This window comes from Haemophilus haemolyticus (assembly GCF_003493605.1).
In the GTDB taxonomy this organism is placed as follows: Bacteria; Pseudomonadota; Gammaproteobacteria; order Enterobacterales; family Pasteurellaceae; genus Haemophilus; species Haemophilus haemolyticus_J.
Genome location: NZ_QQKA01000003.1, coordinates 1 through 22,182 on the forward strand (window position 1 = coordinate 1; position 22,182 = coordinate 22,182).

The 22,182-nt window shown below is 38.0% G+C and carries 18 protein-coding genes, 7 tRNA genes, 1 rRNA gene and 1 other annotated feature; of the genes, 10 read left to right on the forward strand and 16 right to left on the reverse strand.

Annotated features, from left to right (window positions below; all coding sequences use genetic code 11):
* From DV424_RS03175 to DV424_RS03200, 6 genes are all read right to left on the reverse strand, one after another.
* A 16S ribosomal RNA gene (locus DV424_RS03175) occupies positions 1-109 on the reverse strand; the annotation flags it as partial.
* A 175-nt stretch (positions 110-284) separates the two neighbouring features.
* Positions 285-361, reverse strand: a tRNA-Pro gene (locus DV424_RS03180).
* Between the two features lie 21 nt (positions 362-382).
* A tRNA-His gene (locus DV424_RS03185) sits at positions 383-458 on the reverse strand.
* Between the two features lie 26 nt (positions 459-484).
* Positions 485-561: transfer RNA gene (locus DV424_RS03190), tRNA-Arg, on the reverse strand.
* A 148-nt stretch (positions 562-709) separates the two neighbouring features.
* Entirely contained in the window at positions 710-2,845 is a 2,136-nt protein-coding gene (gene rlmKL, locus DV424_RS03195) for a bifunctional 23S rRNA (guanine(2069)-N(7))-methyltransferase RlmK/23S rRNA (guanine(2445)-N(2))-methyltransferase RlmL (RefSeq protein WP_118859048.1), read from the reverse strand.
* 130 nt (positions 2,846-2,975) lie between these two features.
* Positions 2,976-3,052, reverse strand: a tRNA-Met gene (locus tag DV424_RS03200).
* A 185-nt stretch (positions 3,053-3,237) separates the two neighbouring features.
* On the opposite strand from DV424_RS03200, the gene mltA reads away from it, so the two are divergent.
* The 3 genes from mltA to znuA all read left to right on the forward strand — a co-directional run bounded on the left by mltA (position 3,238) and on the right by znuA (position 6,342).
* The gene (mltA, locus tag DV424_RS03205; protein WP_118859049.1) at positions 3,238-4,350 is read left to right on the forward strand and encodes a murein transglycosylase A; all 1,113 of its coding nucleotides are present in this window, start codon (positions 3,238-3,240) and stop codon (positions 4,348-4,350) included.
* A complete protein-coding gene (gene tcdA / locus DV424_RS03210; protein WP_192880642.1) occupies positions 4,350-5,120 on the forward strand; it encodes a tRNA cyclic N6-threonylcarbamoyladenosine(37) synthase TcdA in 771 nt (256 codons plus the stop codon). Before mltA ends, tcdA begins: the two co-directional genes overlap by 1 nt.
* A gap of 178 nt (positions 5,121-5,298) precedes the next feature.
* On the forward strand, positions 5,299-6,342 hold the full coding sequence (znuA, locus tag DV424_RS03215; RefSeq protein ID WP_118859051.1) for a zinc ABC transporter substrate-binding protein ZnuA: 1,044 nt from the start codon (positions 5,299-5,301) through the stop codon (positions 6,340-6,342).
* A 49-nt stretch (positions 6,343-6,391) separates the two neighbouring features.
* Here the strand turns inward: znuA and DV424_RS03220 are convergent, their stop codons facing one another.
* The gene (locus DV424_RS03220) at positions 6,392-6,898 is read right to left on the reverse strand and encodes a DUF2301 domain-containing membrane protein (protein ID WP_118859052.1); all 507 of its coding nucleotides are present in this window, start codon (positions 6,896-6,898) and stop codon (positions 6,392-6,394) included.
* A 112-nt stretch (positions 6,899-7,010) separates the two neighbouring features.
* Positions 7,011-8,372 carry a UDP-N-acetylmuramate:L-alanyl-gamma-D-glutamyl-meso-diaminopimelate ligase gene (mpl, locus tag DV424_RS03225; protein ID WP_118859053.1) on the reverse strand — a complete coding sequence of 454 codons (1,362 nt, stop codon included), beginning with the start codon at positions 8,370-8,372 and terminating at the stop codon, positions 7,011-7,013.
* A 146-nt stretch (positions 8,373-8,518) separates the two neighbouring features.
* Between mpl and DV424_RS03230 the strand changes: the two genes are divergently transcribed.
* Positions 8,519-9,112, forward strand: a complete 594-nt coding sequence (locus tag DV424_RS03230) for a hypothetical protein (protein WP_118859054.1) — start codon at positions 8,519-8,521, stop codon at positions 9,110-9,112.
* 47 nt (positions 9,113-9,159) lie between these two features.
* Here DV424_RS03230 and metC read toward each other — a convergent pair whose 3' ends face one another.
* The gene (metC, locus tag DV424_RS03235) at positions 9,160-10,347 is read right to left on the reverse strand and encodes a cystathionine beta-lyase (RefSeq protein ID WP_118859055.1); all 1,188 of its coding nucleotides are present in this window, start codon (positions 10,345-10,347) and stop codon (positions 9,160-9,162) included.
* Between the two features lie 136 nt (positions 10,348-10,483).
* Here metC and DV424_RS03240 point away from each other — a divergent pair, with 136 nt between their 5' ends.
* From DV424_RS03240 to DV424_RS03260, 5 genes are all read left to right on the forward strand, one after another.
* The gene (locus DV424_RS03240; RefSeq protein WP_005625599.1) at positions 10,484-11,086 is read left to right on the forward strand and encodes a peroxiredoxin C; all 603 of its coding nucleotides are present in this window, start codon (positions 10,484-10,486) and stop codon (positions 11,084-11,086) included.
* 100 nt (positions 11,087-11,186) lie between these two features.
* Positions 11,187-11,744, forward strand: coding sequence for a CDP-diacylglycerol--glycerol-3-phosphate 3-phosphatidyltransferase (pgsA, locus tag DV424_RS03245; protein WP_005625600.1), 558 nt, complete (start codon positions 11,187-11,189; stop codon positions 11,742-11,744).
* Between the two features lie 154 nt (positions 11,745-11,898).
* Positions 11,899-11,974, forward strand: a tRNA-Gly gene (locus tag DV424_RS03250).
* Positions 11,975-11,978: 4 nt separating this feature from the next.
* Positions 11,979-12,065: transfer RNA gene (locus tag DV424_RS03255), tRNA-Leu, on the forward strand.
* A gap of 50 nt (positions 12,066-12,115) precedes the next feature.
* Positions 12,116-12,191, forward strand: a tRNA-Lys gene (locus DV424_RS03260).
* Between the two features lie 212 nt (positions 12,192-12,403).
* Here the strand turns inward: DV424_RS03260 and thrC are convergent.
* Genes thrC through thrA form a run of 3 tightly spaced genes read right to left on the reverse strand, consistent with a single transcriptional unit; the run spans position 12,404 to position 17,120 of the window.
* Positions 12,404-13,678, reverse strand: coding sequence for a threonine synthase (gene thrC, locus DV424_RS03265; protein WP_118859056.1), 1,275 nt, complete (start codon positions 13,676-13,678; stop codon positions 12,404-12,406).
* Between the two features lie 37 nt (positions 13,679-13,715).
* Positions 13,716-14,660, reverse strand: coding sequence for a homoserine kinase (thrB, locus tag DV424_RS03270; RefSeq protein ID WP_118859057.1), 945 nt, complete (start codon positions 14,658-14,660; stop codon positions 13,716-13,718).
* A gap of 12 nt (positions 14,661-14,672) precedes the next feature.
* The gene (thrA, locus tag DV424_RS03275) at positions 14,673-17,120 is read right to left on the reverse strand and encodes a bifunctional aspartate kinase/homoserine dehydrogenase I (protein ID WP_118859058.1); all 2,448 of its coding nucleotides are present in this window, start codon (positions 17,118-17,120) and stop codon (positions 14,673-14,675) included.
* 35 nt (positions 17,121-17,155) lie between these two features.
* Positions 17,156-17,274 (reverse strand) — a sequence feature (Thr leader region).
* Between the two features lie 170 nt (positions 17,275-17,444).
* Between thrA and DV424_RS03280 the strand changes: the two genes are divergently transcribed.
* On the forward strand, positions 17,445-18,146 hold the full coding sequence (locus DV424_RS03280; protein ID WP_118859059.1) for a YggS family pyridoxal phosphate-dependent enzyme: 702 nt from the start codon (positions 17,445-17,447) through the stop codon (positions 18,144-18,146).
* A 76-nt stretch (positions 18,147-18,222) separates the two neighbouring features.
* Here DV424_RS03280 and DV424_RS03285 read toward each other — a convergent pair whose 3' ends face one another.
* From DV424_RS03285 to nanA, 4 genes are all read right to left on the reverse strand, one after another.
* The gene (locus DV424_RS03285) at positions 18,223-18,978 is read right to left on the reverse strand and encodes a class I SAM-dependent methyltransferase (protein ID WP_032824169.1); all 756 of its coding nucleotides are present in this window, start codon (positions 18,976-18,978) and stop codon (positions 18,223-18,225) included.
* Positions 18,979-19,110: 132 nt separating this feature from the next.
* The gene (gene nagA, locus DV424_RS03290) at positions 19,111-20,256 is read right to left on the reverse strand and encodes an N-acetylglucosamine-6-phosphate deacetylase (RefSeq protein ID WP_118859060.1); all 1,146 of its coding nucleotides are present in this window, start codon (positions 20,254-20,256) and stop codon (positions 19,111-19,113) included.
* Between the two features lie 57 nt (positions 20,257-20,313).
* Positions 20,314-21,117, reverse strand: coding sequence for a glucosamine-6-phosphate deaminase (gene nagB / locus DV424_RS03295; protein ID WP_009500377.1), 804 nt, complete (start codon positions 21,115-21,117; stop codon positions 20,314-20,316).
* A gap of 178 nt (positions 21,118-21,295) precedes the next feature.
* Positions 21,296-22,174, reverse strand: a complete 879-nt coding sequence (gene nanA / locus DV424_RS03300; protein WP_118775252.1) for an N-acetylneuraminate lyase — start codon at positions 22,172-22,174, stop codon at positions 21,296-21,298.
* Positions 22,175-22,182 lie beyond the last annotated feature (8 nt).

A 22,182-nucleotide genomic window follows, 5' to 3' on the forward strand; every position in this document is an offset into this window, starting at 1 on the left:
TCCGCCACTCGTCAGCAAGAAAGCAAGCTTTCTCCTGCTACCGTTCGACTTGCATGTGTTAAGCCTGCCGCCAGCGTTCAATCTGAGCCATGATCAAACTCTTCAATTCAAGTTCAATCGCTCAATAAACTGCTTAGCTATAAATAAAACACTACTTAAAAAGTAATGATGAATTTTCAGTTAAGCACCTATTAAGACTTCAAAATTAAAAATATTTTTAAAACAAGTCAATCAACAAGTGCCCACACAGATTGTCTGATATATTGTTAAAGAGCAAAATAAAGTGGTCGGCGAGATAGGATTTGAACCTACGACCCACTGGTCCCAAACCAGTTGCGCTACCAAGCTGCGCTACTCGCCGTCAGATCTTATAAAGATAAGATGGGGTGGCTAATGGGATTCGAACCCACGACAACTGGAATCACAATCCAGGGCTCTACCAACTGAGCTATAGCCACCATTAAAAGTTGTTATTGCACTGACCTGGCGCGCTCGACAAGATTCGAACTTGCGACCTTTGGCTCCGGAGGCCAACGCTCTATCCAACTGAGCTACGAACGCGTTATTGCGTCGTTGCGGAGGCGTATATTAATGATTTCATAAAACCTTGTCTAGCACTTTTTGAAAAAAAATGTTTGAGCGATAGTTTTTTATTCAGTTTGTTTAAAATTCACTATTTTTTCGACTATTTTTACAACTTAGCAAATCATTATATATGTTGAATCATCCAACAATTATGAATTTGTTTATTACGTTCAAAATCTAGCGGTAACGTTTTATGCGAAATTTCTATTACACTTAAGCCAAATTCTTCCAACGCAACTAAATTCATTTTGAATCCACGTTTATTATTCGAAAAAACAATTGTGCCATTATTCGACAAAACTCGTTTTAAATTGCTCATCAATTTTACATGATCTCGTTGAACATCCCAACTCTCTTCCATACGTTTAGAATTCGAAAACGTCGGTGGATCCACAAATATCAAATCAAATTGACGATCACATTTTTCTAACCATTGAAGGCAATCTGCTTGAATTAATTTATGCTGTTTACCTTTAATATCATTCAAAATAAGATTTTGCTCCGCCCAATTAAGATAAGTATTGGACATATCAACGGTGGTTGTCGATTTAGCGCCACCAAGTGCTGCATGAACAGTTGCTGAGCCAGTATAAGCAAATAAGTTCAAGAAATCTTTACCCTTTGCCAACTCACCAATCATTTTTCTTGTTAAACGGTGATCTAAGAATAAGCCTGTGTCTAAATAATCTGTCAAATTTACCCAAAGTTGCACGCTATATTCATTCACATAAAAGTATTCACCTTTATTGGCCAATTTCTCATATTGGTTGGTACCTTTTTGTTTCTGGCGAACTTTAAGGATCAACTTATTCGTTTCGACACCCGTAACGTGCAAAGTTGCAGTAACAGCATCCAATAAACGTTGACGCGCTTTATTTTCATCAATATTTTTCGGCGCTGCATACTCTTGCACAACAATGTAATCCGCATAACGATCGACGGCTAAATTATATTCAGGCAAATCGGCATCATATAAACGATAAGCATCTAATCCTTGTTGCTTTGCCCATTTGCTAATTTTCTTAATATTTTTTTGTAATCGATTAGCAAAATCGGTTGCCACCTCCGAAGTGCGGTTAAATTCTAGTTCATTTTCAGCTGTAATTTCGTCAGATTTTCGTTCTGAAACTTGATAATTCTTCTGCACACAATCTAATGGGCCATTTTTTGCTTTAAACTGTCGGCTGGCACGCATTCTCAAACAATCAAGCAATGTGGATTCGCTACTAAAAACAGAAACATTCCAACCGCAAAATTCTTTTTTAAGTCTCTGCCCAAATACAGAATAGAGCGCGATTAAAGCTGGTGTTGTGCCTAAACGTTCCCCATAAGGTGGATTACAGATAACCGTACCAACTTCATTTAAACTAGGATTTTTTAACGCTGCCACATCAGCTTGCTGCCATTTAATTAAATGTGAAACACCTGCATTTTGTGCATTCTTCTGCGCCTTTTTTAACACGCGGTGATCGAGGTCAAATCCATAAAAGTGCGGTTGAATTTCACGTTGTTTTTCCTCTGCTAATTCAATCGCTTCATTTTTTACTTTTTCCCAAGCCGATTGATTATGCGATTTCCAAAAATCAAATCCCCAATGTAAACGATAAAGTTGCGGTGCAATTTTAGCTTCAATTTGTGCCGCCTCAATTAAAAGCGTACCTGAACCACACATTGGATCTACTAATGGAGAACCCACTTGCCAACCTGAACGCATAACAATTGCCGCCGCTAGAGTTTCACGTAAAGGTGCTTGACCTGCATCTTCACGATAGCCTCGCAAATGTAATGCTTCCCCACTTAAATCTAAAGAAATCACTAAATTTTCACGATTCAAATAAGCATGGATACGTACGTCTGGCTGAATTTTATCTACATCAGGGCGAGTTTTACCTTGACGTTCAAAGTAATCGACAATTCCATCTTTAACGCGCATCGCACCAAATTGAGTATGACGAATTTCTTGGTTGGTTCCATTAAAATCTACAAAGAATGTAACTCGTTCATCAAATTGCGCTAACCAATTAAAGCCTGAAACAGCTGCATAAAGATCCAAATCACTGTAAATCTTGGTTTCAATCAAAGGAAATAAAATGCGTGAAGCAAGGCGTGACCAAAGCAAAGTGCGGTATAAAGTTTCGTCATCTGCTTGATAATGAACGCCACCTTGAACCACTTTTGCCTCTTTCGCGCCAAGTTCAGTAAGTTCAACTTTTAATAATTCTTCAAAGCCACGAGAAGTCGTTGCAAATAATTGTTTCATTTAGGTACCGATTTTGAAAATTTTGAGAGATTATAGCATAGAAAAAGATGATCTAATTGAGATCATCATAGCGAGTTAAACTGTAAAAAGAAAAGCCCCGATTTTCTTAAATCAGGGCTTTAGAATTTGTTGGTTGCGGGGGCCGGATTTGAACCGACGGCCTTCGGGTTATGAGCCCGACGAGCTACCAAGCTGCTCCACCCCGCGTCTGATGTGGTGCACTATACGCTATTAATATTTTTTTGCAAGAATTAAACAAAAGTTTATGTTTCATTTGTTAATAAAATGTTCAATGTGCGTTTTTATTAATCAGCTTGACTAAATAACACTGGTCGTTTTGAAGGATTTTTGATAGCGTATGCAGCCTTATTTAAGCTTATTTAGGATTAAAAATGTCAGTTAGAAAATTTTTCTCATTAAAAACATTTTCTATTGCAGTGACAACCGCACTTTTAGTTGCCTGTGGTTCCTCTAATACAACAAAAACTCAAATTCCCACCACCTCAAATGGCAGCGATCCTCAACAATTTGGTGCGAAATATTCGGGTCGTACTTATCAACAAGCTGTATTTATGCCAGTTTCTCAAGTTGAAAACCAAAGTGCGGTCATTAATCAGGGTGATTTTTTAACGCAACTTTCGAATGTACAAAGTTATTCAAGCAAACTATCTGATCGTTTCTATGGCAACTATGAAAAAATCACAAATTGGGTACTTTCTGGCGCCAATATCAGTGAGCTTTCTAAATTTGGCATTAACCCGCAAATTATGCGTGGCTTTGATGGATTTCAAAATGTGCTGATGACAGGCTACTACTCTCCAGTCCTTCATGCACGCCGTTCACCGCAAGGTCAATTCCAAAATCCAATTTATCGTATGCCGGCAAATAAACGTTTTAGCCGTGCGCAAATCTACGCCGGTGCATTAGCGGGTCAAGGATTAGAATTAGCGTATAGTGATTCCATGTTAGAGAACTTTTTACTTGGAGTACAAGGCAGCGGCTATGTAGATTTTGGTGATGGCAACCTTAATTACTTCGCTTATGCAGGACAAAATGGCTTTCCTTATACCGCCGTTGGGCGTTTATTAGTAGAAGATGGTGAAGTGCCAAAAGAGAAAATGTCTATCCAAGCAATTCGTGAATGGGGCAATCGTAATCCATCTCGTGTACAAAGTTTATTAGAACGCAATTCTTCCTATGTATTCTTTAAAAATGATCCGAGTGGCAAAGTAAAAGGTTCTGCTGGCGTACCACTTGTACCAATGGCTTCAGTAGCATCAGATCGTAGCATTGTACCATCTGGTACTGTTCTTTTAGTCGAAGTGCCTGACATTGATAATAACGGAAACTGGCTTGGCACACACAAATTGCATTTAATGGTTGCACTTGATGTGGGCGGTGCGGTGAAAGGCCACCACTTTGACTTATATCGCGGCATTGGTGATCAAGCAGGTCATATTGCGGGATTATCAAAACACTATGGCCGAGTATGGATGTTGCAATAATGGCGCCAGTGGACAATTATGAACAGCGATTTGGCGGTATCGGTCGACTTTATACACCTGATGGACTCGCGCGCTTACGCCAAGGCCATATTTGCGTAATAGGTATTGGAGGCGTGGGTTCTTGGGTCGTAGAGGCTTTAGCACGTTCAGGCGTTGGTGAACTAACATTAATTGATATGGATGATATTTGTGTCACAAATATCAATCGCCAACTTCCTGCGATGAGCGGCACAATCGGCAAATTAAAAACTGAAGTCATGTCAGAGCGAGTAAAATTAATTAACCCAGAATGTACCGTCAATATTATTGATGATTTTATCTCGCCAGAGAATCAATCGGATTATCTCAACCGAGGCTATGACTACGTCATTGATGCCATTGACAATGTGAAAACTAAAGCGTCGCTGATTGCTTATTGTAAACGTAACAAAATTAATGTGATTACTATTGGTGGTGCTGGCGGTCAAACTGATCCAACCCAAATTAAAATTGCCGATCTCAGTAAAACCATTCAGGATCCGCTGCTCGCCAAAGTGCGGTCAGTTTTACGCAAGGATTACAATTTTAGCCAAAATCCAAAACGCAAATTTAGTATCGATGCGGTATTTTCAACACAACCTTTAATATTCCCACAAATGACTGAAGGTTGTTCTATTTCTGCCACAATGAATTGCGCAAATGGATTTGGTGCAGCCACAATGATAACTGCAACCTTTGGTTTTTTTGCCGTTTCTCGTGTAATAAATAAATTACTCAAGAAAAAATCTTAGTCTTCCTTTTAAAATGCACATTGACCATAAATGTGCATTTTTTATTGAATGAAACCCATTTACTTTAAAAATGAAAAATTTTCCCTCTTTTTAGCTATAAAATCATTGCAATTTATAGAAAAGAGCGTAGGCTTTTTGCCCTTTACTAATTATTATCAACAAGTAAGGAAACAGAAATATGAAAAAACTTTTAAAAATTAGCGCCATTTCTGCCGCACTTTTAAGTGCGCCAATGATGGCGAATGCTGATGTATTGGCATCAGTAAAACCTTTAGGCTTTATTGTTTCATCTATTGCAGATGGCGTAACTGGTACACAAGTCCTTGTTCCTGCTGGAGCCTCTCCGCATGATTACAATTTGAAATTATCTGATATTCAAAAAGTAAAATCTGCAGATTTAGTTGTATGGATTGGTGAAGACGTTGATTCATTCTTAGACAAACCAATTAGCCAAATTGAACGTAAAAAAGTAATTACCATCGCCGATCTTGCGGATGTTGAACCTTTATTAAGTAAAGCTCACCACGAACATTTCCATGAAGATGGCGATCACGATCATAAACATGAGCATGAGCACAAACACGAACATAAACATGAACATGAACACGGCCATGATCATAAGCATGAACATCACGACCATGACCACGCTCATGAACATCACGATCACGACCATGACCACGATCACCATGATCATGACGAAGGTTTAACAACAAACTGGCATGTTTGGTATTCTCCAGCTATCAGCAAAATTGTTGCACAAAAAGTAGCGGATAAATTAACTGCACAATTCCCAGATAAAAAAGCGTTAATTGCACAAAATCTTTCAGATTTTAACCGCACTTTGGCAGAACAAAGTGAAAAAATTACGGCACAACTTGCAAATGTTAAAGATAAAGGTTTCTACGTTTTCCACGATGCTTATGGTTATTTCAACGATGCTTATGGGTTAAAACAAACGGGTTACTTTACCATCAATCCATTAGTAGCACCGGGTGCAAAAACTTTAGCGCACATTAAAGAAGAAATTGATGAACATAAAGTAAATTGCTTATTCGCAGAGCCTCAATTTACGCCAAAAGTGATTGAGTCTTTAGCGAAAAATACTAAAGTCAATGTAGGACAACTCGACCCAATTGGCGATAAAGTTACTTTAGGTAAAAATTCTTATGCAACATTCTTGCAATCTACTGCAGATAGCTACATGGAATGTTTAGCTAAATAAATCTTTCTAAAAACAATGACCGCACATAAAAGTGCGGTCATTTTCTTTGCTAAATTTGATATTTAGTTTTATCTCCAATATCAAAATGCAAAGGCATTCGCCATTTTTGTATCGCTAAAACTAAAAGTAATACGCCAGAAATAATAGAAAAAATGCGTAGTGCAATAAGATTATTTAACACCCACGAAAACCACAAGCAAGCCACAAATATCGGCTGTAAATTTAGCAAAGGCACGCGGAAACAAAAATATTCTTTAAAACACAAACCGCCTAAAGTAAGTAACGCACCGCCAAGAGCCAACGCAGGATAATGATTAATATAAAAAAGTAATCCTATCCAAGTAGCAAATTGAAAAAGCAATCGAAAAGATTTTAAGTAAATGTGTAACGAAGAGGCACAACAGGTTGCCGCAATTAATATAAATGTGAGTGATAAATCTGGATACCAACTCACTGTAAGAACAGCCAACGCCGCTATCACAAAACCAGTGCGGTAAATAAGAACAGTCAGATAATCTAAAAAATCCATCGGTGATTTAATATGTGGATCAGCCATTGTATAAATTTTCCTTTTTATGAATTACAAATTAAAAATAAATATAGCCTAAAAATCAGAAATAAAAAGTACAGTCAATTTAAAAACACGTTCTAAATTAACCGCACTTTGATTATTTCTGTTTAAGTTTATCAAGAATTTTTTGATGAATGCCACCAAAACTGCCGTTAGACATCACCAAAATATGATCTGTAGGTTGAGCCTCAGCGACAATCATATCGACTAATCGATCTAAATTTGCATTCCAATAGGCAGGTTGTACACATTGATTTGCAATATCTGCCACTTCCCAAGGAAGTTGTTCTGGTTGAAGCATAAACACTTCATCAGCTCGGCCAAGCGCAGGCGCGATTTCATCTTTATGAACGCCCATTTTCATTGTGTTAGAACGAGGCTCAAGCACTGCAAGAATTCGCACGCCACCACCCACTTTATCTCGTAAAGCAGTTAGCGTAGCAAGAATAGCTTCTGGATGATGAGCAAAATCATCATAAACGGTGATGCCATTAACTTCACCTTTTACTTCTAAACGACGTTTAGCATTTACAAAAGATCCCAATGCTTTACACGCATCTTCAATAGCCACACCCGCATGATGAGCAGCAGCGATCGCCATTAAAGCGTTATGCATATTATGTTGTCCCACTACATTCCATTTTACTTCTGCTACTTTTTCACCATGATGGAAGACCGCAAAATGTGAAGCATCATTTGTAATACGCTCAGCAAACCACTCATTATCTTTGCCTAAAAATTGTTGTTGTGACCAACATCCCAATGCTAGTGTTTCTTTTGCACTTTGTTCACTCGCCGAACTTAATACCAAGCCACTTGCCGGAATGGTTCGAATCATATGATGAAATTGGCGTTGGATCGCTTTGAGATCATCAAAAATATCTGCATGATCAAAACTAATGTTGTTTACGATAAGTGTACGCGGATTGTAATGGACAAATTTCGAACGTTTATCAAAGAAAGCTGTATCATATTCATCAGCCTCAATAACAAAATAAGGGCTGTCTCCTAAACGAGCTGAAATGCCAAAATTACCCGCAATGCCACCGATTAAAAATCCTGGTTTTAAGCCATTTTGTTCTAAGATCCACGTTAGCATGCCTGTTGTAGTTGTCTTTCCATGCGTACCAGAAACTGCCAATACCCAACGATCGCGCAATAAATGATCATGCAACCATTGAGGACCAGATGTGTATTTCAAATTATTTTCCAACACATATTCTACACAAGGATTACCGCGCTTCATCGCATTACCAATAATTACTGTGTCAGGCGCAGGTTGTAATTGTGCAACATCATAATTTGGAATAATCTGGATGCCTTGCTCTTCTAAAAAAGTGCTCATTGGAGGGTAAACATTAGTATCAGACCCCGTCACGTGATAGCCCATTTGTTTAGCAATCATCGCCACGCCGCCCATAAATGTGCCACAAATACCTAAGATATGAATATGTTTCATTGTGCTTCTCTGTTGATTAAGGAAAACGAAAAATATGATAAAACAACTTCTATGAACTTTCAAAAGAAAAGACTGTCATATCAAACTATATGATCTATAATTAACGCCACTGAACTATTATTTAACCACTTCAATAGGAATAAACAATGAAATTTAATAAGTCTTTTCTTTTCGCAACTATCATCGCAAGCTCTATTGCATTAACCGCTTGTAACGATAAAGAGCAAAAACAAGCTGAAAAACCCGCAGTAGAAACAACTCAACCAGCTGTAGAAAAAGCTCAACCCGCAACAGAAGCTACACAATCAGCAACAACCCAATCAGAACAACAGACTCAAATAAAAATAGATGAATTAGTTGCTCAAGCTAATGTAGAATTTCAAAAAGTTGCAAACATAAAAGTTACTAATGTTTCTGTTACTGATGATTTAAAATCCTTTTCTATTACTTATGAAATTACAAATTTAAGCGATAAAGCAATTTCAGAAGCACAATGGCTCACTATTTATAAAGAAAATAATCAGCCGTTCTATGTAGCAAATCTTCCTGCATTACAATTTGGAAAAACAGTTGCACCAAAAGCAAATGAAGTCGTTACCTTATCAACTGATGAAGAAGCCGTGCTTTCTCAAATTCGTCCTCACTTACAACAAGGAAAAAGTATTCAAGTCGATATTATTGGGACTTCAATTCATTTTGCTGACGGTACCCAAATTGGTTTAGTTTCAGAACAAAAATAATCCTATAAAAAATGCCTGTGTAAAACAGGCATTTTTTATCCGCACTTTTAGGCAATTCGCTCAAATCCAGCTTTTAAATCTGCAATCAATTCATCTACATCTTCAAAGCCAATATGCACACGAATTAATGAACCTGTAAGATTACGTTTAATATTTGGACGAATATGTGCAATTTCTTCTGGTTGATTACAAAGAATTAGAGATTCAAATCCTCCCCATGAATAAGCCATAGTGAACAGTTGAAAATGATCCATGAAATTTGAGACTTGTTCTGATGTCAATCGCTTAGTTAATTCAAAAGAAAATAAGCCACTGCTTCCACTAAAATCACGTAAAAAGAATTCATGACCAGGGCAACTTGGTAAAGCTGGATGGTACACAGTTTTTACTTCTGGTTGCTCACTCAACCATTTTGCTACTTTAATACTGCTTTCCTGATGTTGTTTTAATCGGACACCCAATGTACGAATACCACGAGCAGTTGTATAAGCAGAATCTGCATCAACCATTTGCCCCATTAAATAGGAATGTTCTCTAAGTTGATCCCAAGTTCGCGCATTCGCAACGGCAGTACCAATCATAATATCAGAATGCCCCACTAAATATTTCGTACCCGCTTGAATAGAAATATCAATATCATGCTCTAACGCTTTAAATAGAACACCTGCCGACCAAGTATTATCAATCATAATCACAATATTAGGGTTCACCTTTCTTGCAGCCTTCACAATAGTCGGAATATCAGGAATTTCCATTGTGATAGAACTCGGTGCTTCTAAGAAAAGTACTTTTGTATTCGGTTGAATAAGCGTTGCAATATCAGCACCAATAAGAGGATCGTAATAAGTTGTATCGATCTGCATTTTTTTCAGCACAATATTACAGAAATCTTGGGTTGGCTCGTAAGCTGCGCCACTCATTAACACATGGTCGCCTGTTTTAACAAAAGAAAGAATCGAATTAGTGACTGCAGCTGCACCACAAGGATAAAAATAACAACCTGCCCCTCCTTCCATTTCGCACATTAAATCTTGTAACGCAAAATGTGTTAATGTCCCTCTTCTGCCATAAAATAATTCGCCTTTTGCTCTATGTTGAGTGGCATGTTTTTTATCTTCAATACTGTCAAATACTAATGAAGAAGCTCGCTGTAAAACGGGGTTTACGGAGCCTTGTGAAAAACGTTTTTTACGTCCTGCATGGACAAATGTTGTTAATAGATTGTGTTGTTGCATATTTCCACCTTATTTTAGATAAGATTAATTGCTTTAATAGATAAAATCGAGTATAAAATGTCGGCATTTCAAATAAAATCGCGCCGCTATTTTATGTGGCAAAACTTTAACTTAACTTTATATAGGAATTATGACTATGGTATTAGTAACCCGTCAAGCACCAGATTTTACTTCATCTGCTGTATTAGGCAATGGCGAAATCGTTGATAACTTCAACTTTAAAAAACACATTGCTGGAAAAGCTGCAGTAATCTTTTTCTACCCATTAGACTTTACCTTTGTTTGCCCTTCAGAGTTAATCGCATTTGACCACCGTTATGAAGAATTCAAAAAACGTGGCGTAGAAGTAGTTGGTGTTTCTATCGACTCTCAATTTACTCACAATGCATGGCGTAACACCCCAACTGAAAACGGTGGTATCGGTCAAGTTAAATATGCATTAGCGGCAGACGTTAAACACGAAATCGCACAAGCATACGGTATCGAACATCCAGAAGCAGGCGTTGCATTACGTGCTTCATTCTTAATCGACAAAAATGGCGTAGTTCGTCACCAAGTGGTAAACGATCTTCCATTAGGTCGTAACATCGATGAAATGTTACGTATGGTTGATGCATTACAATTCCATGAAGATCACGGTGAAGTTTGCCCTGCTCAATGGGAAAAAGGTAAAGAAGGGATGAAAGATAACCCTGAAGGCGTTGCAAAATACTTAAAACAAAACGCTGATAAACTTTAATCCGTAATTATTTACAAGAAAGCCACATAATGTGGCTTTTTTTATATTCTCAGATACTTTAGAATAGGCGTATCTCTGACACCAAGAGCGGTTCATTTCTATGAAATTTAATATTCCTATTTTCCTAACGATGTTTCGTGTAATCCTGATTCCGTTTTTCGTGATTGCATTTTATTTACCTATCGAATCCTCCCCTTTTATTACTACATTCATATTCTTTATTGCCGGTGTTACTGACTGGCTTGATGGTTATTTGGCTCGTAAATGGAAACAAACTACAAGATTTGGCGCTTTTTTGGATCCTGTTGCGGATAAAGTAATGGTTGTCGCAGCCTTGGTTCTCATCGTTGAATATCAACACTCTCTTTGGATTACGATTCCTGCCATTATTATGATTTCTCGCGAAATTATAATTTCTGCATTACGTGAATGGATGGCTGAACTCGGAGAGCGTAGTAAAGTCGCTGTCTCTTGGTGGGGAAAATGGAAAACAACCGCACAAATGTTAGCCCTAGGCGGATTATTATGGCGTTACAATAACTATATGGAAATTGCCGCTATAATCTTGCTTTACATCGCAGCTATTTTAACAGTATGGTCAATGATCCAATATTTACAGGCAGCAAAAGGTAGCCTACTAGATGACCTAAAACTCTAATTTTGGATAAAGTGCGGTATTTTCTACCGTACTTTTATTATTTTGTCTTATTTTTAATCAAACAAAGTTTTTTTTTATTTTTTCATTTGACACAAGACTATAAAACCGTAAAATACGCCCCGTTGTCACGTAGCAATGCTGATTAGTGATAAATGCGGGAATAGCTCAGTTGGTAGAGCACGACCTTGCCAAGGTCGGGGTCGCGAGTTCGAGCCTCGTTTCCCGCTCCAATTTGCCCGAGTGGTGGAATCGGTAGACACAAGGGATTTAAAATCCCTCGCCTTTCGAGGCGTGCCAGTTCAAGTCTGGCTTCGGGCACCATTTAAACACGAATCAAAAGATTTTAAAATTTACTTTAAAATCATCTAATTGGGTCGTTAGCTCAGTCGGTAGAGCAGCGGACTTTTAATCCGTTGGTCGAAGGTTCGAATCCTTCACGACCCACCACTTAAAAATAAAGCAAGCACCGAAAGGTGTTTTTTTATTGCCTAATATCTTGTAAAACTCTTTCAAATCACTTGATTATTAAAAAATAGTTATTCTTTCTACCCGATCTAAAATAATTAATATATTTTATCTCTACGTTATATTTTCTAAAATAAAATAGCGCCTGAAAATCAAGCGCTATCCAAAATACAATAAAAATTTACCGCACTTTATTACTTCAATAAGTAAGCCCGTAGTTGTGCAAAATCATTATCCATTTCATCAGAAAGCAATGGTAGCTGATTATGTTTATCCAGTGCTTCAGGTAATGGAAGCTGAATACCAAGAATACATTCTACGGATTCTTTAAATTTTGCTGGATGAGCTGTACACAGGAAGATTCCTGTTTCACTAGCTTTAAGTTGAGCTTTCAACACCTGATAAGCAATCGCTCCGTGCGGTTCACAAACATAACCTTCAGCATTCATTGCTTTTAAGGTTTCTTCAGTTTGTGCATCAGTCAGCATCCCCGAACCTAAATCAGTTAAATTCCAACCATTTCGTTTAAACAGTTCTTCCACTCTTGGCCAGTTATTTGGACGGCTTACATCCATTGCGTTAGAAAGAGTTGCAACTGTCGTTTTAGGATCCCAATTGCCCGATTTCAAATAACGTGGCACAGTATCATTTGCGTTTGTTGAAGCGACAAAGCGTTTTATCGGCAAACCTAAGGTTTTTGCAATTAACCCTGCAGTTAAGTTACCAAAATTACCACTTGGCACAGAAACCACAACATTATCACGTTTTTCTTTTGGCAATTGTGCGACAGCCTCAAAGTAATAACAAACTTGAGCTAATAAGCGGCTAATATTAATAGAATTTGCAGAGTTAAGTCCGATAGTTTGGCGCAATTCAGCGTCATCAAAGGCTTGCTTAACTAAAGCCTGGCATGCATCGAAATCAGCGTTAATCGCAACAGTACGAATATTCCCACCTAAAGTACAGAATAGCTTTTCTTGCAATGGACTGATTTTGCCTTTTGGATAAAGGATAACTACATTAATATTTTCTAATCCATAAAACGCATGTGCTACAGCTGCTCCAGTATCGCCAGACGTTGCCGTTAAAATAGTAATTTTGCCATCACCACGAACTGCTGCAAGCGCCTGAGCCATAAAACGGCCCCCAAAGTCCTTAAATGCCAATGTGGGACCATGAAATAATTCAAGTGCATAAATATTATCTTCCACTTTTTCTAACGGTGCGGTAAAAGTGAATGCATTTCTCACCATCTCGTCTAACGTTGCTTTCGGTAATTCTTCACCAATTAATGCCCCTAGAATTTTTTGGCTACGCTCCACAAGAGGCACTTCCAATAATTCATCAATGTTATTAAGTTGAGGGATAACTTCAGGAAAAAATAAACCTTGATCCCGTCCAAGACCTTGACGAACAGCCTGAGAAAAAGTGACTTGTTCTTCGGGATGTTTGATATTGTATAAATTCATATTTAATCCGTTTTTAATTTTATCTATTTAAATTAACTTATTTAATTTCTCTTGCGCCTTCGTTATCGACCTTGCATACATGCACAAAACCTTCATTATTTTGTAAATAATGATTCTCTAAATAAGTTGAAAGTTTAATTGCAGTTTGTAAATCAGGAGCAATAGAGAAAATAGTTGGTCCTGAGCCTGAAATACCAGTGGCAAGTGCACCTAAGTCTCGCGTAGCTTGTTTTACTTCAGCAAAATTAGGTAGCAGAGATTCACGATAAGGCTCAGCAATGACATCTTTCATCATAATCGCAGCAAGGTTTTCCTGATGGGTATGGCAAGCATGTACAAAGCCACCTAAATGACGACCATGGGCAATCACGTCTTGTCGAGTATAGCTTTTCGGTAAAATTGCACGAGCTTCAGCGGTAGAAACTTCAATTCCTGGATATGCCAACACCCAATACCAATTATCAAAAAATGGAAGCTTTTGACAAATATTGCCGAGCGATTGCACCATAAATTGCACACCGCCAAGATAGCAAGGTGCGACATTATCATAATGGATTGAACCAGAAATACGGCCTTCCAATTCTCCCATCATTTCAAGCAATTCCATTTTCGAAAAAGGGCCATCATGAAACTGATTTAATGCCACTAATGCAGCAACAATAGAACAAGCACTAGAGCCTAAACCAGAGCCAATAGGCATATTTTTTTCGAGCGTTAAACGCAAAGGCTTCAGATTTCCTCCGCGTAATTTTAATTGCTCGCTAAATAGCACATAAGTTTGGTAAACAATATTTTTTTGTGGTTCTTTCGGTAATTTACGAACAAAATAGCCCGCACTTTCTAACTCAAAACCACTTGAAATAGATTCTATTTGAACCACATCACCCAACAATGAACCATCAATAGGAGAGATCGCGGCGCCTAAAGTATCGAAACCTACGCTAATATTCGCGCTAGATGCAGGGGCGTAAATTCTTAACATTGGTAATCCTTATTAATGTTGTAATGTTCTTAAAATATCTGCAAAGATACCTGCCGCCGTCACCGCATTGCCTGCTCCATAACCACGCAATAAAAGCGGAATCGGTTGATAATAACGAGTGTAAAATGCTAAGGCATTTTCGCCATCTTTTACTTTATAAAGTGGATTATTCTGATCAACTGCAACAATAGATACTTTACATTTACCTTCACAAATTTTTCCAACATAACGCAATACTTTGCCTTCAGCTTTAGCGGTGGAAACACGAACTTTAAATTCTTCATCAAGCTGTGGCAATATTGCCATAAATTCATCTGCAGATTTTCCTTCAGAGAAGCCTTTCGGCAATACACCTTCAACTTCAACATCTGAAAGCTCAAGCTCAATTCCAGCTTCACGAGCAAGAATTAATAATTTACGTGCTACATCTTGTCCAGAAAGGTCATCACGGGGATCTGGCTCAGTAAAGCCTTTTTCTCGGGCAAGTGCGGTGACTTCTGAAAGAGAAAGTCCTTCCTCCAATTTACCAAAAATAAAGGAAAGCGAGCCAGATAAAATACCTTCAAAATATTCAAGTTCATCACCCGCAGCAAGTAAGTTTTGAAGATTTTCAATTACTGGCAAACCAGCGCCCACATTGGTTTCATATAAGAATTTATGTTGGCTTGCTTGAGCGTTTTGGCGTAACTCATTGTAATAAGCTAATTCTCGTGTATTCGCTTTTTTATTTGGCGTGACTACATGGAAACCTTCTTTTAACGCACGAGCATAAAGCCCCGCTACAGATTCGGCTGAGGTACAATCTACAAATACTGGATTCACCACATGATGTAATTTAATGAAAGAAAGCAATACATCAAAATCTGATGGTTGAGTCGCATTTTCTAAATCGGTTTTCCAATCGTCTAAACATAATCCATTTTCATCGAGCAACATGCGGTTGGAATTCGCAATAGCACAAACTCGAATTTCAACATTCTTCTTTGCTAGATACTCCTTTTGACGCTTTACCTGCTCAATTAATTCTCCGCCTACTCCACCAACGCCCACTAAAAACATATCCACTACTTTTTTATTATTGAAAAGAGCCTGATGGGTAGCTTTCACCGCTTCAATCGCTTTATTTTGCGGCACAACCGCAGAAATTGAACGTTCACTAGAACCTTGTGCAATCGCCACAATGCTAATATTTGCCTGTGCTAACGCAGAGAAGAAACGAGCAGCAATGCCTTTCGCTTGCTTCATTCCATCGCCCACAACAGAAATAATGGATAAATCTTTAATCACTTCAATTGGTTCTAATTGGTGTTCATTTAATTCATTAGCAAACTCAGTTTCTAGTACGGTTTTCGCTACTTCTGCAAATTTCACAGGCACACAGAAACTAATACTATATTCAGACGAAGACTGAGTAATTAAAATGACTGAAATACCTGCGCCTGACATAGCTGAAAATACGCGAGATGCCATGCCTACCATGCCTTGCATACCAGGGCCTGACACATTAAACATCGCCAAATTATCTAAGTTAGTGATACCTTTGACTTGTAAACCTTCTGATTTCACATTGCCATCAATAATCGAACCCGGCGCAGAAGGATTTCCTGTATTTTTAATGACACAAGGAATATTTTGTGGCAACAATGGGCCAATCGTACGAGGATGAATCACTTTCGCACCAAAATAAGAAAGTTCCATTGCTTCACGATAAGAAAGAGTTGGCAATAAACGGGCATCAGGCACTAAACGCGGATCACAAGTATAAACGCCATCCACATCGGTCCAAATTTCGCATACGCTTGCGCCTAAACAAGCGGCTAAACAAGCTGCAGAATAGTCTGAACCATTACGACCGAGCAGCACCAACTCACCTTTTTCATTACCCGCAGTAAAGCCAGCCATAAGCACCACTTTATCTTTTGCAATACTTGCTGCATCAACACGTTTTGTTGATTCTTCAATTTCAACAGACGATTCAAGGTAACCGCCTTTTGCCAATAATTGTTTGACAGGATCCACAATATGTACGCTATAGCCACTCGCTTCAAACCAAGCTTTCATCATCGCGATAGAAAGTTTTTCACCGCGGCAATCAATTGTCGCTTTAACTGCATCTTCTACTTTTCCTGCTTGACGAATTTCTTCTAATAATCCTTTGATTTGAGCAAATTCAGCATCAATAAGCGCCTTCGTGCCATTTAAGTCGAATTGATTATTTTCGGCATGTAAGCCATTGATGATGTTATAGAAAATTTCGATTGCTTCGTTGAAATGCGTATCGGTTGGTTGATTTAATGCAGCTTTTTCAGAAAGGGCGACGAGATGATTAGTTATTTTTGCTGGTGCTGATAAAACACCTGCAGCCTGCTCTTCTAAATGAGCTTGCTCGATCAATTTCGCTGCTTGGGAAAAACGTTCCGGATTTGCAAGCGAAGTGCCACCAAATTTAAGTACGCGCATGATTGGTTCTCCTAGAGATATTGTGTTTTTAAATTTATAAAAAAACCCGCTATTCAGTTGAATCGCGGGTTTTCTGTATCCTGTTTTTTGGTGCACTAACCCGCGCCATTAATCATAGTAATGGTCATCATAATAGTGGTAATCGTGCTAATGATTACGGATGAAGTGCGGTTATTTTTCATTGTGTTTTATCTTGAAAAATGAATGCGTAAAGAAATACCGAAATTTCCCGAGCTTGTCAAATAGAAAGTAACAAATTTTTCAGAAATTTTCTCAGCAAATAAATTTCGTGTAAACTAACCGCACTTTTATAAAGGAGAATCTATGGATATCCAACATAATCTCAACCTAATTCATCAAAAAATTGAAACAGCTTGCGAAGAAACAACACGCAATCAAAATACCGTAAAATTACTTGCCGTATCTAAGACCAAACCTATTTCCGCGATTCTTTCAGCTTATCAGGCTGGACAAAGGGCTTTTGGTGAAAATTATGTGCAAGAAGGTATAGAAAAGATCCAATATTTTGAATCCCAAGGTATTAACCTTGAATGGCATTTTATTGGTCCATTACAATCGAATAAAACCCGTCTCGTTGCAGAACATTTTGATTGGATGCAAACACTTGATCGAGCAAAAATTGCTGATCGTTTAAATGAACAACGACCGACTAACAAAGCACCATTGAATGTCTTGATTCAGATTAATATCAGCGATGAAGAAAGTAAATCTGGTATTCAACCTGAGGAAATATTAACACTAGCAAAACACATCGAAAATTTACCGCACTTACGCTTACGTGGCTTAATGGCAATACCTGCGCCGACCGATAAAATCGCAGAACAAGAAAATGTATTTAAAAAGATGTTGTCTCTATTTGAACAACTTAAACAAGCCTCACCCAATCAACAAATTGATACACTTTCTATGGGAATGACAGATGATATGCCGAGCGCAATAAAATGCGGTTCTACTATGGTACGCATTGGCACTGCGATTTTTGGTGCAAGGGATTATTCAAAATAAATCTAAACAACCCTAGTGAAAAAATTATCGTAATAAAAAGCGAACCGCACATAAAAGAGCGGTTCGTTTTTTAATGTTATTTTTGACTACATACAGCAATAAAATGTAATTTATGTTCAGGATCATTAAAGGTTTTGAACATTCTTTTAAATTGCTCACGATTTTCCGCTTTCATGGCATTACGGATGATTTTTAACGTCCCAAGAATGCCCTCATCATAAATCATTCCTTTTGGTGAAAGTAAGGTCATCTCACCAGAGAAAGTATCAACATTTCTAAAGCCACTTTCTTGGAATATTCCTTTCCAGCCATCTTTTGTTAATGGCGTGACAGTCACATTAATCGCTTTGCGCATATTTTCTAGAATAGTTTGATGATCATTCCCCACCAGCATAACATCGTGAGTAAGCAATAAACCATTAGGTTTTAACACTCGAAAATATTCTGCAATGGCTTTTTTCTTAGCTTCCACGGGTAACATCGTCAGCATCGCTTCATTAATGACAATATCAAAACTTTCATCCTCGAAAGGCAATTTCATCGCATTCGCACGCTGCACATGAATTTTTTCTTGCAAGCCATTTGCTTCGATATTTGCTTGTGCTTTTTCTAACGCATGTTCATCTAAATCAACACCTTCAATATGGCAACCAAATTGCTTCGCCAATCCAATCGCTGTCGTTCCCATATTACAGGCAACCTCTAAAACTTTTTTATCTTGGCTAAAATCGCCATTGGCAATTAACCAATCTGTCGCTTTTTTACCGCCTGGACGCAAACGAGTTTTACCTAAACGTGCAAGAAAATTATGCCCTACTTCATCTTTTGCCATATCTATCTCCTAGTAATTAACTTGGTTTTTATATTATAGATGAAAATTATTCTTATTAAAGTAGTAAAGCAAAAAATAACCCAACCGATTGGTTGGGCTATAAAATATCAGGAAAATTTACCGCACTTTAAATCAATTAGGTTTCCATTCACCATTGAGCACGGTTGCTGTCACTTTATAATCTGACGTAAACACAGCTAAATTTGCGATTTTTCCTTTTTCTACCGAACCTAAACGATCATCCACACCAATTGCTCGTGCAGGATAAAGGTTACTCATTCGAATTGCTTCAGCAAGTGGAATTTCCACAAACTCGACTGCATTCTTAATAGATTCGATCATGGTAATTGATGCGCCAGCGATCGTACCGTTTGCATCAAAACAGCGGCCATCTCGGATATAAATGGTTTTTCCTACGAAGGTGAAGGTTTCCAATTCAGGTGGCGCACCTGCTGCAGCAAGAGAGTCAGTCACAATACAGAGTTTGTCGCCTTTGATTTTTTTATCAATGCGAACATTACCGTAATTGATATGCACACCATCCACGATAATACCAGTGTAAACATCAGAATCGAGTACCGCCCCTACTACGCCCATCGCACGTCCAGAACTAATTGGCGACATGGCATTATGCAAGTGAGTCGCAAAAGTTGCGCCTTTGTGGAATGCGGCTTTAGCGACTTCATAAGTCGCATTAGAATGGCCAACAGAGACAATGATGCCCGCTTTCACAAAATCAGGCGTATAGTTAATGGTTGGGTTTTCTGCAGCAATGGTAATTTTTGTAATAACATCACCATTTTCACAGAGGAAATCCTTCATTTCAGGCGTAATTTCACGAATATATTCGGGACGGTGTACCCCTTTTTTCTCAACGCTGATAAACGGTCCTTCAATATGTAAACCAAGTGCTTGGTTTTTATGCTTATTTAAATATTCACGCATAATTTTCACCGCACTTTTTATGTTTTCATCTGGTGCCGTGATAAAAGTAGGAAGGAAACTTGTACAACCTGATTTCAAGTTAGTTTCCTGCATAATTTCCAAGGTTTCAACGCTAGTTTGGTCGTTAAACATCACGCCACCACAGCCATTTAATTGAAGATCAATAAAACCAGCCGTTAAATTATTACCTTGTAAATCAATGGTTTTGATACCTGTTTCTAATTCAGCTTGTAGAACTACCGCTTCAATAATTTCACCGTTAATAATTACAGCAAAATCACGTAAAACATCATATTTTGTGTAAATCACACAATTCGTTAATGCATATCTCATTTTTTGTCCTTAAATAAAATAATCAGAAAAATTACCGCTCTTTTGAGTGGTAGGATCTTATAACACGCTATGAATGGCGCGTTGTTCTAATTCAGTAAAATATTTAACCGTTTTTACTTTCAATTCTTGTTGTGCTGGCTCATCACAAACTAACACAAAATGGCGATGTAGCTGAAGTGCACTCACTGTCCACATATGGTTTACACCACCTTCTACAGCAGCTTGAACTGCAAGCGCCTTATGATGGCCAGTCGCAAGGATCATCACTTCTTCAGCATCTAATAATGTGCCTACACCAATAGTCAAAGCATATTTAGGCACTTTATTCACATCATTATCAAAGAAGCGTGAATTTGCGATCAGCGTGTCTTGAGTTAACGTTTTAATACGAGTACGGGAACTTAATGATGATGCTGGTTCATTAAAGGCTATATGACCATCATTGCCTACTCCGCCCATAAATAAATTAATTTTTCCGTAAGATTTAATTTTTTCTTCATAACGGCGACATTCCGCATCATGATCATCCGTGTTGCCATTAAGAATATTGATATTTTCTGGCTGAATATCGATATGATTGAAGAAATTGTTATACATAAAACTATGATAACTTTCAGGATGTTCCTCTGGTAAACCCACATATTCGTCCATATTGAATGTTACTACATGCTTAAAGCTCACCTCTCCCGCTTTACAAAGTGCGATTAATTCTTGGTAAGTTTTTAATGGCGTGCCACCAGTTGGTAAACCTAGAACAAAAGGGCGTTCAGCCGTAGGATTAAAATGATTGATACGATCAACAATATGGCGGGCAGCCCAACGACTCACCTGTTGTTCGTTGTGTAGAGGGATAAGACGCATACTATACTTCCTTTATTTTCAATACCGTGAATAAACAAACCAACGGTTAAACATAATGGTTCCCCACTACGAAATAGAAAAACTGAGAAGCAGGAAACGAGAATTGCTACCCCAATAGGGATAAATTATGAGTAACCTAGGGAAATCACTCCCCTAGGTTCTCACGATATTCCATTAATTATAAAAATTTTGCTTTCAACTCTTTTGCTTTTGCAAGCTGAGCATCTGTTGCTTTTGCTGTCATTGGCTCACGGCAATAACCCGCATCCACACCTTCTAATTTAAGCAATTCTTTAATGGTTAAATATAAACCATTCGCTAAAATGCCTTCGATTAAATCATTGGTTACGTGTTGAATGTCTAACGCTTCGGCTAATTTACCCGCTTTGGTTAATTCAAAAATTTGACGAGCACGAACACCGTTTACGTTGAAAGTCGAACCGATTGCACCATCCACACCAAGTGCAGCCGCAGGTAACATCATTTCATCGAAACCTGCCCAAATTAAGTGGTTTGGATAAGCTTTTTTCAAACGTTCTAATAAGTAGAAATCACCTGCTGTGAATTTTACCCCTAATACTTTCGGGTTTTTGTAAAGTTCACCAAATTGTTCAATTCCCATATTCACGCCAGTTAAGAACGGAATAGAATACACGATCATATTATTGCCCGTTTCTGCAATAATGGTGTCGTAATAATGTTTGATTTCTGGGAAACTAAATTTATAGTAGAACGGAGTAACTGCAGATAAGCTATCGTAGCCTAATTCTGTTGCATATTTACCTAATTCCACCGCTTCTTTTAAATTTACGCTGCCCACTTGAGCAATTAGCGCGATTTGATCTTTTGCTTCATCTTTTGCAATACGGAAGATTTCTTTTTTCTCTTCAGTTGAAAGCATAAAGTTTTCGCCTGTTGAACCACCCACATATAAACCATCAACTTTCATCTTATCGATATTGTGGCGGATAATTTGACGTAAACCTTTTTCATTAATTGTGCCATCTTCATTAAATGACACTAATAATGCACTGAAAATACCTTTTAAATCACGCATAAGTTTTC

Bases quoted from the DNA above. Each gene is read 5' to 3' on its own strand.
- DV424_RS03285 (WP_032824169.1), bottom strand. From the start codon at position 18,978: ATGGCAAAAGATGAAGTAGGGCATAATTTTCTTGCACGTTTAGGTAAA.
- nanA (WP_118775252.1), bottom strand. From the start codon at position 22,174: ATGCGTGATTTAAAAGGTATTTTCAGTGCATTATTAGTGTCATTTAAT.
- mpl (WP_118859053.1), bottom strand. From the start codon at position 8,372: ATGAAACATATTCATATCTTAGGTATTTGTGGCACATTTATGGGCGGC.
- DV424_RS03280 (WP_118859059.1), top strand. From the start codon at position 17,445: ATGGATATCCAACATAATCTCAACCTAATTCATCAAAAAATTGAAACA.
- metC (WP_118859055.1), bottom strand. From the start codon at position 10,347: ATGCAACAACACAATCTATTAACAACATTTGTCCATGCAGGACGTAAA.
- mltA (WP_118859049.1), top strand. From the start codon at position 3,238: ATGTCAGTTAGAAAATTTTTCTCATTAAAAACATTTTCTATTGCAGTG.
- thrB (WP_118859057.1), bottom strand. From the start codon at position 14,660: ATGTTAAGAATTTACGCCCCTGCATCTAGCGCGAATATTAGCGTAGGT.
- DV424_RS03220 (WP_118859052.1), bottom strand. From the start codon at position 6,898: ATGGCTGATCCACATATTAAATCACCGATGGATTTTTTAGATTATCTG.
- rlmKL (WP_118859048.1), bottom strand. From the start codon at position 2,845: ATGAAACAATTATTTGCAACGACTTCTCGTGGCTTTGAAGAATTATTA.
- tcdA (WP_192880642.1), top strand. From the start codon at position 4,350: ATGGCGCCAGTGGACAATTATGAACAGCGATTTGGCGGTATCGGTCGA.
- thrC (WP_118859056.1), bottom strand. From the start codon at position 13,678: ATGAATTTATACAATATCAAACATCCCGAAGAACAAGTCACTTTTTCT.
- DV424_RS03240 (WP_005625599.1), top strand. From the start codon at position 10,484: ATGGTATTAGTAACCCGTCAAGCACCAGATTTTACTTCATCTGCTGTA.
- pgsA (WP_005625600.1), top strand. From the start codon at position 11,187: ATGAAATTTAATATTCCTATTTTCCTAACGATGTTTCGTGTAATCCTG.
- znuA (WP_118859051.1), top strand. From the start codon at position 5,299: ATGAAAAAACTTTTAAAAATTAGCGCCATTTCTGCCGCACTTTTAAGT.
- DV424_RS03230 (WP_118859054.1), top strand. From the start codon at position 8,519: ATGAAATTTAATAAGTCTTTTCTTTTCGCAACTATCATCGCAAGCTCT.
- nagB (WP_009500377.1), bottom strand. From the start codon at position 21,117: ATGCGTCTTATCCCTCTACACAACGAACAACAGGTGAGTCGTTGGGCT.
- thrA (WP_118859058.1), bottom strand. From the start codon at position 17,120: ATGCGCGTACTTAAATTTGGTGGCACTTCGCTTGCAAATCCGGAACGT.
- nagA (WP_118859060.1), bottom strand. From the start codon at position 20,256: ATGAGATATGCATTAACGAATTGTGTGATTTACACAAAATATGATGTT.